The sequence below is a fragment of the Pseudomonas brassicacearum genome (assembly GCF_918698105.1).
GTDB classification, from domain to species: domain Bacteria; phylum Pseudomonadota; class Gammaproteobacteria; order Pseudomonadales; family Pseudomonadaceae; genus Aquipseudomonas; species Aquipseudomonas brassicacearum_F.
On record NZ_CAKKMI010000078.1, the window covers coordinates 15,708 to 27,963 of the forward strand.

The window sequence follows — 12,256 nt, forward strand, 5'->3', positions numbered from 1 at the left end:
TCAAGGTTGGATAAAGACATTGACCGGGAAATTCCCCAGCGCGGTGCTGATCAGCAGCTCCCTTTGGGGTGTGACTGTTACGCTTGAAAAAAGTCCCTTCAGTTTTTCATCCTCGGCGGCGAACGGTAACGACACGCGGGTATCGCCCCAATCCGACGCAGCCACCAGCGGCACGGCACTGTTTTTCAGCAGCGGCGCCGCATGGACGGGTACGACAATAATCGCCCGTTGTTGCGAGTCTTCACGCATGAAGGCCAGTACCCGCTCGGCTTGCTCGCCGAGCACTTGCAGCGGCTGGTAGCGACCCTGGCGCCACAACTGCGGATACTCGGCTCGCACGGCCAGCGTCCTGGCGATCAATGCCTGCTTGACGCGGCCGTCACGCCAGTCGCTTATCAACGCCGCTGGCGTGCTGTCGGCCCGTAACGCCTCGCGGCGTGCCTGGAAATCCACCGGGCGGCGGTTGTCCGGGTCCACCAGGCTGAAATCCCAGAACTCGTTGCCTTGGTACAGGTCCGGTACGCCCGGCACGGTCATGCGCAGCAAGGTTTGCGCCAGACTGTTGAGGGCGCCCGCCGGGGCGATGGCCTGCACCGCCTCGGCGATGGCGCTGCGCAAGGGCAACCCCTCATCGCCCAGCAGTAGCCGTTCGAGGAACATCTGGGTGGCTTGCTCATAAGCGTCGTTGACCGCCGCCCAGCTGCTTTGCAGCTTGGCTTCGCGCAGGGCCTTGCGTTGCCATTGCCACAAGCGCTCGTTGTATGCGGCCAGGGCCTTGTGGTCCTGGTGGTCGAGGTCCAGCGGCCAGCTGCCGAGCAGGGCCTGGTACAGAATCAGTTCATCACCGGCCGACGGCGCCGCCGGGTCACTGTGCAGCGAAGGCGAGAGGATGCGCCATTGCTCCACGCAGGCGCTGTACCAATCGGCGCGCTCGCTGAGCACCGCCAGCCTGGCGCGGGTGTCTTCGCCGCGCTTGTGGTCGTGGGTGGCGGTGGTGATCAGGTTGTCGGGGAAATGTTCGAGTCGCTCAAGGCAGGCGTCGTGGAACACCTGCGCCGGGGCGCTGAAGCGCTCGGTGTCATAGCCCACGTCATTGCGTGACAACAGCACCGCCGAGCGATAGAGCGCGGTGTCCTCCACCGCTTTGGCGGCGGTCGGCGAGGTCAGTTGCTGGAAACGCACGCAGGCATGGCGCAGGCGTTTGCGCTGGTTGCCGCGCGGACGTTGCCGCCAGCGCATCCCACCGAGCCAGCCGGCCAGGCAATCGAGCACCGGCCAGTCGGCTTCGCTGAGGGTTTGCCGGGCACCCTCCAAGGCCTGGTTGAAAAACACCTCGTCTTCGGCCGAGCGGCCCAGCGGGGTGATATAGGTGCGATACACCGGGAAGTGCACGATCAGTTCCTGCAAGGCCCGCCGAATTGCGCCCAGGGTCAGGTCGCGGGTCATCACATCGTCCCGGGCCACTTGCAGCAGGGCCTGTGCGACGCTTTCGAAGTCTCCGGCCAGGGAGCCGTTGAGAATCTGCTGGCGGGCCAGGCGGGCTTCTTCGATGAAGTGCGCGGGCCGTTCACTGTGCCGGCTCCAGAATTCGGCGAGGGGGGCGGCGCCGGCCGGGTCATGCTGGAGCAGCGAGACCTGGTTCATGAATTCGTAACCGGTGCTGCCGTCGATGTTCCAGTCCCGTCGCAAGGTTTCGCCATCGCCAAGGATCTTCTCGACGAAAATCGGCAGGTGTCGGGTCGGTGACAGTGAATCGACGCGTCTGCGCAATTTTCGGCAGTAACCGCGAGGGTCGGCAAGGCCGTCGATGTGATCGATCCGCAGGCCGTCCACCAGGCCTTCGCCGATCAATTGGAAAATCTTGGCATGGGTCGCCTCGAAGACCGCCGGACGCTCGACCCGCAGCCCACCCAGTTCGTTGACATCGAAAAAGCGCCGCCAATTGATATCGTCCGCCGCCGTGCGCCAGCTGGCGAGCCGGTAGCTCTGGCGTTCGAGCAGTTGGTGCAGGCGCTCGAAGCCCTCGGGCTGGGTAGAGTCGTAGCCAGCCAGGTTGTCCTCGATGGCGGCGAGGATGCCGGCTTGTGCCGGCAGGTCCTGCAATTCTTTTTGCAGTGGGCGGGCGAGGGTGTGGGCGTCGGTCTGGTAATTGAGCGTGGTGAAGCGCTCGGCCAGGGCCTTGAGCGATTCGGTCTGCTCGGCGGGCAAGGTTTCGGTGGGTTTGAGCAATTCGCCGTAGAGCATCGGGCAAATCGGGAAGCGGTGTTCGTAATGCTCGACGTAGAAGCTGCCTTGGCTGGCATCGAAGTGCAGTTGCAAGGTGCCTTCCTGCAACGCCACGCCATAATCGCTGCCCAGGAACGGCAGCAGCAATTGGCCTTCCATCAGTGGGTCGGGAGAGTGCCACTGGATGTCGAAGAACTCACCGTAGGGGCTCAGGCGTCCCCATTCCAGCAAGTCCAGCCACCAGGGATTGTCATTGCCGCCGACGGCCATGTGGTTGGACACGATGTCGAGGATCAGGCCCATCCGATGCTCGCGCAAGGTCGCGACCAGGCGCTTGAGCGCGGCTTCGCCGCCCAGCTCGGGGTTGACCAGGGTGGGGTCGACGACATCGTAGCCGTGCATGGACCCGGCCCGGGCCTTGAGCAGCGGCGAGGCATAAATGTGGCTGATGCCCAGCGAGGCGAAGTACGGCACCTGGGGAATGGCATCGTCCAGGGTGAAGCCTTTATGAAACTGCAGGCGCAATGTTGCCCGCAGGGGTTGGATCAACGTCTGTTTCATCGGTCACGCTCGTTCGCCTGAAGCCTGGCGCAGGCGAGTATTTCCAGACGCCGGGCAGCGTCCGGGTGATCCAGCAGCGCCTGGCTTTGCCCGGCCAGGCGGCGGCGCCAATTGGGGTGGGTGTCGATGGTGCCTGGCAGGTTGGCCTGCTCCTCGATACCCAGGGCGTCTTCGAGCGGCAGCAACACCAGCGGCGCACGGGTGTGGCCGAGGAAGCGCACACTGGCGTCGAGCACCTGGTCGGTCTCGCGGTGCTCCTCGCGAAAGTTCTGCGGGTCCTGGTTCAGCACCTGGCGCAGGCCTTCACGTTCGCGCTCGCGGTGTTTGCGCCAGTCCATTTCGGTGTGGGAATCGATCAGGTCCAGCCGGGCGTTCCAGTCGATGTCGTGACCGTGCCACCAGCCATTGAGCGTCGGCAAGTCATGGGTGCTGGTGGTGGCCAGGGCATTGTCCGGCCAGTCGAGAATGGGCTTGAAGTGGGTATTGTCCTGTTCGAACAACAGCACGCGCATGCCCAGGATCGAGCGGGCAATGAGTTTGTCCCGCAGGCCGTCGGGCACGGTGCCGAGGTCTTCGCCGAGCACGATCGCCTGATGACGATGGGATTCGAGCGCCAATAGGCGCAGCAGGTCGTCCACCGGGTAATACAGGTAGGCGCCATCGCAAGGTGGGGCGTCGTTAGGGATCACCCAGAGCCGTTGCAAGCCCATGACATGATCGATGCGCAAGCCGCCGGCGTGGGCGAAGTTGGCCCGCAGCATTTCAATGAAGGCGCGAAAGCCGTTGCGCACCAGGCCTTCGGGGGAAAACGCCGAGATCCCCCAGCCTTGGCCGGAGCGGTTGAGAATGTCCGGCGGGGCACCCACGGTCAGCGAGGCGAGCAGTTCGTCCTGCCGGCTCCAGGCCTGGCTGCCGCCGCCATCGGCACCCACCGCCAGGTCGGCGATCAGGCCGATGCCCATGCCGCTGGATTTGGCTGCGCTCTGGGCGCGCTCCAGGCAGCGGGCAATCAACCATTGGCAAAAAGCGTAGAAGCCGATCTCATCGGCATTTTCTTCGGCGAAATGGGCCAGGGCAGGGCTGCGCGGGTCGCGCCATTCTTGTGGCCAGTGACGCCAGTCGAGGCTTTCACCCCGGGCGGCCCGCTCGGCCTGCAAGGCCTCGAAGCGGCAATGGTTTTCCAGGGCTTCGCCGCTGGTGTGGCGGAAACTGCTGAAGTCTTCATGCAGCGGATGCTCTCCCTGGCTGAAACCGTCGTACAGGGCGCGCAGGATTTTCTGCTTGGCCTGGGCGGCGACCGGCCAGTCGATCAGTGGCTGTTCTTCCAGGGTGTGCAGTTGATTGGTCAGGCCGGTGGCGTCGATGGCGGTGCGCAGCGCGCGTTCACCGAGGATGGTGCCCGGCGCGGCGTACAGGCTGTTGAAGAACAGTCGGCTCGACGGAGAGTAGGGGCTGTAGCGCCCGGTGTCGCTGCTGAACATCGCGTGCATCGGGCTGATGGCAACGGCCTCGGCGCCGCGCTCGCCGGCCACCCGTGCCAGTTCCTCCAAGGCCTGGGTATCACCGAAACCACCGTCACCGGGACGGCGCAGGGCATACAGTTGCGCGCTCAGGCCCCAGGCCCGTGGCGTCGGGTCGTCCACCGCATCGGCCACGCTATAGCAACGGGCCGGCGCGACGGCCAGGGTGAAATGTTGGTCCTGGATGCTGATGTGCTGATAACCCACCGGGATCATCCCCGGCAGCTTGGCATTGGCATCGAGATTCAGGTTCAGTGTGGCGCCATCTTCGAGCTTGATTTCGCAGGGTGTCCCGGCCTCGAAGTAGCGGCTCAAGTCCAGGCTGACCCCGACGTCGGCGGTGATCAGCGGTGGCAATTGATGGTTTTGTTGATCTTGCTGCAACTGCAGCAGGCTGGCGTCGATTTCCTGGGCGCTGCCGGCTGGATGGCCGAGGCCAGTGAGAACCGAACGCAAGACCGCCGGCGAGACTTTCTGGGCCCGGCCATTGGCATCGATCCAATCCACCGCCAGGCCCGCTCGGCTGGCGAGGATTTCCAATTGCGCATCGCTCATAGGCGCTCTCCAGTGATGTTGGGCAAGGTTGTCGCCTGCGTCAGACTGACCAGCGCGCTGTAGGGCGCAAGGACGCCCTGTTGCAACAGACCCACGACCTGCTGCGGATGTTCGAAAAGAATGCGTGCCTCTTGCGGGGCGTTGTGCTCGACGGGCTGGTCGCCCAGGTTGAAGTCGATGCGCAGCACACTGCCATCGCCCAGCCGCCAGCGTGCGCTGATGGCGCCAGGGCCCAGCACATCGGCACCCAGGGCCTGGGCACCGGGCAGGCGCGGGACGATCTCTTCACGGCGGATTTTCAGCAAGTGCCGATACAGCGCCTCGTTGGCCTGTTGCTCCGGACCTTGGGACTCCAGGCTTGGACGTGAAGCCTCGAAGGTGCTGGCCGCGTTGGGGTCGGGGATCCGCTCGCGTTGCTGCGGGTCGGCAAAGGCGCTGAAGGCCTTGAACTCGTTGCGTCGGCCTTCGCGCACCAGTTCTGCCAGCTCGCCGTGGTGGCTGGTAAAGAACAGGAACGGTTGTTCGGCCGCCACCTCATCACCCATGAACAGCAGCGGGATCATCGGTGATAACAGCAACAAGGCTGTCGCCGCCTGCAGGGCCTGGGGCGCGGCGAGCTGATGCAGGCGTTCGCCCAAGGCACGGTTGCCGATCTGGTCGTGGTTCTGCAGGAACAGCACGAACGCGCTCGGCGGCAAGTGACCGCTGGGTTCGCCCCGGGGTTCGCCATGGCGATTGATATGGCCCTGGAAGACAAAGCCCTGGCTCAGGCAACGGGCCAGTTGTTCGGTCGGCTGTTCGGCATAGTCGGCGTAGTAGGCGTCTGTTTCACCGGTCAGCAGTACATGCAAGGCATTGTGCCCGTCGTCGTTCCACTGGGCGTCGTAGCCGTGCTCCAACAGGTGGGCCTGGTTGTGTTCGTTTTCCACGGTCAGCCAGACGTGCCGGATCGGGTCCACCTGCTCGCGCACCCGGGCCGCCAGTTCCTGAAGAAAGTTTGGGTCTTCGATGGCGTGTACCGCGTCCAGGCGCAGGCCGTCAAAACGGTACTCCAGCAGCCACATGAGCGCGTTGTCGATGAAGAAGTCCCGCACTTCGCGGCGCCGGAAATCAATCGCCGCGCCCCAGGGCGTGTGCTTGTCTTCGCGGAAGAAGCCCTTGGCATAGCGGTGCAGGTAGTTGCCGTCGGGGCCGAAGTGGTTGTAGACCACGTCCAGGATGACGGACAACCCATGGCCGTGGGCAGTGTCGATAAGATGCTTGAGCTGTTCGGGCGTCCCGTAGGAGGCATGGGGCGCGTAGGGGAGGACGCCGTCGTAGCCCCAGTTGCGATCACCGGGGAACTGCGCCAATGGCATCAGCTCGATGGCGGTGACGCCCAGCCCGGCCAGGTGTGCCAGATGCTGTTCGACGCCGTCGAAGCCCCCCAGGGCGCCCACGTGCAACTCGTAGATCACCGCTTCGTGCCAGGGGCGACCGGACCATTGGGTGTGTCGCCATGAGTAGGCATGCGGGTCGACCACCACGCTGTGGCGGTCGATGTCGCCGGCCTGGGCGCGCGAGGCCGGGTCCGGCACCTCCAGCTCGCCATCGATGTTGTAGCGGTAGCCGGTGCCGGCGGGGCAACGGGTCTGGATCATGAACCAGCCGTCGGCTTGGGGCAGCAGTGGTATTGAATCTCCAGTGTCGAGCTCGACACTGACAAAAAATGCATCCGGGGCCCAGAGGGCGAAGCGGGTGTGCTCGTCATCCAGCATGACCGCCCCGTGGGTCCATGTTTCAGGCGTCCTTGACGTCATTGTTACCTCATTGTCTGGCCGATTTTCCCAGTGACTTAGCCACCAGCTGTTCGTAGAGTTCGGCATAGGGTTCCACGGCCTTGCACCAGTTGAATGGTGCCGACATGGCCCGGCAGCGCATGGCGTTGAGCAGGTCGGGGAACTCGAAGACCTTGAAGGCCCGGCTCAAGGCCTGTTTGTAGCTCTCCACGGTGGACTCATCGAACAGAAAGCCGGTGATGCCATCTTCGATGGTGTCCGCCAACCCTCCGGTATTGCGCGCCACCGGCAGCGAGCCGAAGCGCTGGGCGTACATCTGGCTCAAGCCGCAGGGCTCGTAGCGCGACGGCATCAGCAGGAAGTCGCTGCCGGCGAACATCCGCCGCGCATCGGTTTCGTTGAAGCCGATGCGCACGCCGATGCGTCCGGGGAAGCGCAGCGCCAGTTCACGCATGGCCTGTTCCTCCTCCGGTTCGCCACGGCCGATGATGGCGATCTGGCCGCCGGACTCGACGATGAACTCGGCGACCGCTTCGGTCAGGTCCAGGCCTTTCTGATAGACCAGGCGCGACACCACGGCGAACAGCGGGCCAGTAGAGTCGTCAAGGCCAAACAGCTCGCGCACATGGCTGGCGTTGACGGCCTTGCCTTCCCAATCGCCCATGGCGAACTGCCGGGACAGGTGCGTGTCGGTGGCCGAGTCCCAGCTTTCATCGATACCGTTGGGGATGCCGCTGAGCAAGCCTTGTTGGGTCTTGGCGGCGAGGAAACCGTCGAGCCCGCAGCCAAACGCCGGGGTGGTGATCTCCTGGGCGTAGGTCGCACTGACGGTGGTGATATGGCTGGAGTAGGCCATCCCGGCCTTGAGGAATGACAGTTTGCCGTAGAACTCCATGCCTTCCTGTTGCAGGGCATGCTCGGGGATACCCAGTTCCGGGCAGGACGCCAGGCTGACGACGCCCTGGTAGGCCAGGTTGTGGATGGTAAACAGGGTCGGGGTGCGTTGCCCGCGCCAGTGCATATAGGCCGGCGCCAACCCGGCTGGCCAGTCATGGGCGTGGACCAGGTCCGGGCACCAGTGGATCTGCGCAAGGTTGGCGGCGATGTCGGCGGCGGCCAGGCCCAGGCGGGCGAAGCGAATGTGGTTGTCGGGCCAGTCGCGACCGTTGTTGGCACCGTAGGGGGAGCCTTCGCGGGCAAAGAGTTCCGGGCAGATCAGCACGTAGATCACCAGGCCGTCGGCCATGTCCATGCGCCCGATCTTGCAAGGCGGCAGTGCTGCGTGGCCACCCAGTTCGCCGATGATGTGAATCGGATTGCCGCTGTTCATCACTTGCGGATAACCGGGGATCAGCACCCGGACATCATGCAACCCGGCCATGGCCCGGGGCAATGCGGAGGAGACATCGCCCAGGCCGCCGGTCTTTACCAGGTCGGCGATTTCCGAGGTAACGAACAATACTTTCTTGCGGTTGGGGTTCTGTCGAACGACGGGGAGCAGTGCCTTGCCGCCGGTGGCCAGCACCGGTGCCGTTGGCGATTCGGCCGCCGGCGGTAGTTGCGAACGGACTTGTTGTGGTTCCAAGGCAGCACTGATCATAAATATCTCCCATTTTCTCGATCTGTTTCCGGCAAGCGCCAGAGCTGTTGTTTCATTGGCCAAATCCTGCGGCCAGGCGCACAAGCGCAACGCAAGGAAAGCGAACGGCTACCCGATGCGGCGAAGCGAATCAGTTGAAGGAGCTGTTGCAATGACCCGTGCAAGGACTGCACCAGTCGCGGTTGCCCTACCTCTAACCTGACCTGTCGCCGTTGCGAAAAGTTTCGACTTTTTTTCGTCTGGATGACTGGTCGGTTTCCCCGCCGGTTAGGCAGTCTAGGTCAGAACGTAGAGCGGTGCGGCTCGCTTCGTCGCATTGTCCGACAATCACGGTTTTTGTCGGCAATCTCTTACATGACAACGGGGGATACGCACCGACGAAGTGCAGGTTTCCGAAACGAAAAGGGTGTAAGGGAACGGCGTTGTTTCATCGGCGTGCGCGATGCAATGGCGCGATGCACCATCGGAGGGCGGGTTGAGTGGAGGCGTTTTGATGGCCAATAAAACACAATGTCTCCTGTGGGAGCGAGCTTGCTCGCGATAGCGGTGAGCCAGTCACAAACCTTGCAACTGATCCGCCGCTATCGCGAGCAAGCTCGCTCCCACAAGGGGGAGGTGTGTTGATGCTCCAGGTTCAGCCCACTGGCGTCAGCAACCGAATCGGCTGGCCCGCCGCCCAGGCCAGCAGGTCTTCGATCATCAGGGAATAGAACCGCTGGTAATTCTGCCGGCTGACGTAGCCCACATGCGGTGTGGCCAGTACGTTATCCAGGGTTCGGAACGGATGGGTGGCTGGCAACGGTTCCTGGGCGAATACGTCCAGGGCGGCGCCGGCCAGGCGCTTGTGCTGGAGCGCTTCGATCAGGGCGGTTTCGTCAACGATTGGCCCGCGCGAGGTGTTGACCAGCAGCGCTTCGGATTTCATCCAGGCCAGGGCCTGGGCATCCACCAGGCCGCGGGTGCGTTCGCCGAGCACCAGGTGGATCGAAAGAATGTCGGCCTGCTCGAACAATGCCTGCTTGCTGACGTAGGTCACGCCCACTTCGGCGGCGCGCTCGGCGCTGAGGTTCTGGCTCCAGGCGATGACCCGCATGCCAAACACCTGGCCGAACTGCGCCACCCGCGTGCCGATGCTGCCCAGGCCGAGGATCGCCAATGTCTTGCCGTGCAGGTCGCCGCCCAAGCCTTGCTGCCAGAGGCCGGCGCGCAAGGCGTTGGCTTCCTGCACCAGGTTGCGGGTCAGGGCCATGATCAGCGCCCAGGTCAGTTCGGGCGTGGCGTGCTTGTAGCTGTCGGTGCCGCACACCTGGATACCCAGCTCGGCGGCAGCCTTCAGGTCCAGGGCGGCATTGCGCATGCCGCCGGTGAGCAACAGCTTGAGATTGGGCAAGCGACGCAGCAGGGCTTCGTCGAACAACGTGCGTTCACGCATCACGCAGATCACCTCGAAGCGCTGCAAGCGCTCGGCGAGGGTGTCGCGGTCAGCGGGATAATCATGGAGAAACGTCACCTGGCCGACGCTGTCCAGCACCGACCAGTCCACCACCCCACGTGCCACATCTTGCCAATCGTCTATGACTGCTATTTGCACCGCCATGGAACACCTCGTCAGGGAATGGGTTTGTCCAGCCAGCTCAACAGGGCCTTGTGGAACCGATCCGGCTCTTCCATCTGCGGGGCATGCCCCAGATTGGGGAATTCCACCAGGGTCGAGCGGGGAATCAATCCGGCGGCCTGCTTGCCCAATACCTCGTAGTGACCCAGCGTGGCTTTCACTGCCGGCGGCGCGATGTCGCTGCCGATGGCAGTGGTGTCCGAGGTGCCGATCAGCAGCAGGGTGGGTACCGTCAGGTCCTTGAACTCGTAATAGACCGGTTGGGTGAAGATCATGTCGTAGATCAGCGCCGAATTCCACGCCACTTGCGTATGACCCGGGCCCTTGTTCAAGCCGGCGAGCATGTCTACCCAGCGCTCGAACTCAGGTTTCCAGCGGCCTGCGTAATAGGTTGTGCGCTCGTAGTTGCGAATACCCTCGGCGTTGACTTTCAGCTCCCGCGCGTACCATTGGTCCACGGTGCGATAGGGCACGCCCAAGGCTTTCCAGTCTTCCAGGCCGATGGGGTTGACCATCGCCAGGCGTTCGACCTCGTCGGGAAACTGCAAGGCGTAGCGGGTGGCGAGCATGCCGCCGGTGGAATGACCGAGGATAATGGCTTTCTGCACGCCCAGGGCCTTGAGCAAGGCCTGGGTGTTGCTCGCCAGTTGCTGGAAGCTGTACTGGTAATGCTCGGGTTTGCTCGATGTGCAGAAGCCGACCTGGTCCGCCGCGATGACCCGGTATCCGGCTTCGCTGAGCACCTTGATCGAATCGCCCCAGGTGGCGGCGCAGAAATTCTTGCCGTGCATCAGCACCACTGTGCGGCCATTGACCTTGCCTTGGGCCGGCACGTCCATATAGCCCATCTGCAATGGCTGGCCCTGGGACTGAAAGGCGAAATGCTTGAGGGTGTAGGGGTATTCGAAGCCCTCCAACTGCGCTCCGTAGGCCGGGCCTTCCGGCGGGTTGGCGGCCTGGGCGAACAAGGGCAGGGCGGCGGTGAGGAACAGGCTGGGCAACCAGCGCGCGAGGGTACAGGGCATGGTCAATCTCCTTGTGGCCGCCGCCGATCCTGGCGCGGCCCAATTATGGCGACATTAACCACAGGCAACCGAACAGCCCGAACGTTCAGTCCATCCAGCCCAGCGTCGCCAGGGCGAGAACGCCATAGCGCAGGCCCTTGGCAAGGCTCACGAGCAGCAGGAAACGCCGCCACGGCTCGCCCATTACCCCGGCCACCAGGGTCAGCGGATCACCGATGATTGGCAGCCAACTGAGCAGCAGCGACCAGTGACCGAAGCGTTGGTAATGCACGCGAGCCTTGTCCAGGTGGGCCGGACTGACCGGAAACCAGCGCCGATCCTTGAACTGCTCCAGCCGCGTGCCCAGCCACCAGTTCACCAGCGAGCCCAGGACATTGCCGAGCGTGGCAACCGTCAGCAACAGCCAGACCAGATGGCGCTCGCTGAGCAACAAGCCAACCAACACGGCCTCCGATTGCAACGGTAACAGGGTCGCCGCGCCGAAAGCCGCCAGGAACAAGCCGATGTAGGCTTCGCCCATCAGTGGGCCGGGTAATCCGCCACGACGGTTTGGGTCCCGTCTTTCTTCAGACCGATGACTTGGTAGGCATCGCTCATGCCGTCCATTTCCATGCCGGGCGAGCCCATGGGCATGCCCGGCGCGGCCACGCCGAGCAAGTCATCGCGCTTGCTCAAGGCCAGCACCTGGTCGGCCGGGACATGGCCTTCGACGAATTTGCCGTTGATTTCGGCGGTGTGGCAGGAACGCAGGTTCGGCGCCACGCCCAGGCGCTGCTTGACCGAACTCATGTCGGCCTCGACATGGTCGTTGACCTTGAAGCCGTTTGCTTGCAGATGCGAGATCCACTTTTTGCAGCAACCGCAATTGGCATCGCGGTGCACATCAATGGTGACCGGTTCGGCCGCCTGGGCCAGGGTGGTCACGAACAGGGCGCTGAAGGCGAGCAGGTGCAGGGGATGGGCCATGGCGGAGGTCTCGTGTCGAACGGTTTGGAGGGAGGATAACAGAGTAGCGAGTGCGAGCTGACGGGGGGCTGAGGTGGGGATTACAGAATTGTCAGGTTGGGAGGGCGAGCGCAGTCCTGTGGGAGCGAAGCTTGCTCGCGAAGGCGCTCAGTCTGTAAATACCCAAGTCGACTGACCCACCGCTATCGCGAGCAAGCTCGCTCCCACAGGGGAAATGCGGTCCCACCAAGAGCCAGGCCGGCTGTCAGGCCGCCTCGCTTTTGATCTTGATCTTGATCTCGGGCGCCCCGTTAACCACGCTGGCCGAACGCAGGCATTGCGCAGTGGGCAACCCGGCATGGATGCCGGGTTAGCCGCGCTGGGCCATGGATGGCCCTTCGCGGCGGCCCACGGAGCAATGCCGGAGTGAG

8 protein-coding genes are annotated in these 12,256 nt (G+C 63.7%); all 8 read right to left on the reverse strand.

The annotated features are described in order from the left end of the window. Entirely contained in the window at positions 1 to 2,787 is a 2,787-nt protein-coding gene (locus tag LQ215_RS24030; RefSeq protein ID WP_230152878.1) for a malto-oligosyltrehalose synthase, read from the reverse strand. Continuing rightward, complete coding sequence (malQ, locus tag LQ215_RS24035; protein WP_230152879.1) at positions 2,784 to 4,862, reverse strand: 4-alpha-glucanotransferase; 2,079 nt, start codon at positions 4,860 to 4,862, stop codon at positions 2,784 to 2,786. The genes LQ215_RS24030 and malQ overlap by 4 nt, the downstream gene beginning before the upstream one ends. Continuing rightward, positions 4,859 to 6,661, reverse strand: coding sequence for a malto-oligosyltrehalose trehalohydrolase (gene treZ / locus LQ215_RS24040; RefSeq protein ID WP_230152880.1), 1,803 nt, complete (start codon positions 6,659 to 6,661; stop codon positions 4,859 to 4,861). Before treZ ends, malQ begins: the two co-directional genes overlap by 4 nt. Positions 6,662 to 6,668: 7 nt before the next feature. Further along, on the reverse strand, positions 6,669 to 8,240 hold the full coding sequence (glgA, locus tag LQ215_RS24045) for a glycogen synthase GlgA (protein WP_230152881.1): 1,572 nt from the start codon (positions 8,238 to 8,240) through the stop codon (positions 6,669 to 6,671). 634 nt (positions 8,241 to 8,874) lie between these two features. Next, positions 8,875 to 9,837: a D-2-hydroxyacid dehydrogenase family protein gene (locus tag LQ215_RS24050; protein ID WP_230152882.1), complete on the reverse strand. Its 963-nt coding sequence runs from the start codon at positions 9,835 to 9,837 to the stop codon at positions 8,875 to 8,877. 11 nt (positions 9,838 to 9,848) lie between these two features. Then, on the reverse strand, positions 9,849 to 10,880 hold the full coding sequence (locus LQ215_RS24055) for an alpha/beta fold hydrolase (protein WP_230152883.1): 1,032 nt from the start codon (positions 10,878 to 10,880) through the stop codon (positions 9,849 to 9,851). Positions 10,881 to 10,965: 85 nt separating this feature from the next. After that, complete coding sequence (locus LQ215_RS24060; protein ID WP_230152884.1) at positions 10,966 to 11,400, reverse strand: YqaA family protein; 435 nt, start codon at positions 11,398 to 11,400, stop codon at positions 10,966 to 10,968. Continuing rightward, on the reverse strand, positions 11,400 to 11,846 hold the full coding sequence (locus LQ215_RS24065; protein WP_230152885.1) for a DUF411 domain-containing protein: 447 nt from the start codon (positions 11,844 to 11,846) through the stop codon (positions 11,400 to 11,402). Before LQ215_RS24065 ends, LQ215_RS24060 begins: the two co-directional genes overlap by 1 nt. Positions 11,847 to 12,256: the final 410 nt, after the last annotated feature.

Excerpts from the sequence above, each read along its gene's own strand:
- LQ215_RS24030 (WP_230152878.1), bottom strand. The coding sequence starts at position 2,787 with ATGAAACAGACGTTGATCCAACCCCTGCGGGCAACATTGCGCCTGCAG.
- malQ (WP_230152879.1), bottom strand. The coding sequence starts at position 4,862 with ATGAGCGATGCGCAATTGGAAATCCTCGCCAGCCGAGCGGGCCTGGCG.
- treZ (WP_230152880.1), bottom strand. The coding sequence starts at position 6,661 with ATGACGTCAAGGACGCCTGAAACATGGACCCACGGGGCGGTCATGCTG.
- glgA (WP_230152881.1), bottom strand. The coding sequence starts at position 8,240 with ATGATCAGTGCTGCCTTGGAACCACAACAAGTCCGTTCGCAACTACCG.
- LQ215_RS24050 (WP_230152882.1), bottom strand. The coding sequence starts at position 9,837 with ATGGCGGTGCAAATAGCAGTCATAGACGATTGGCAAGATGTGGCACGT.
- LQ215_RS24055 (WP_230152883.1), bottom strand. The coding sequence starts at position 10,880 with ATGCCCTGTACCCTCGCGCGCTGGTTGCCCAGCCTGTTCCTCACCGCC.
- LQ215_RS24060 (WP_230152884.1), bottom strand. The coding sequence starts at position 11,400 with ATGGGCGAAGCCTACATCGGCTTGTTCCTGGCGGCTTTCGGCGCGGCG.
- LQ215_RS24065 (WP_230152885.1), bottom strand. The coding sequence starts at position 11,846 with ATGGCCCATCCCCTGCACCTGCTCGCCTTCAGCGCCCTGTTCGTGACC.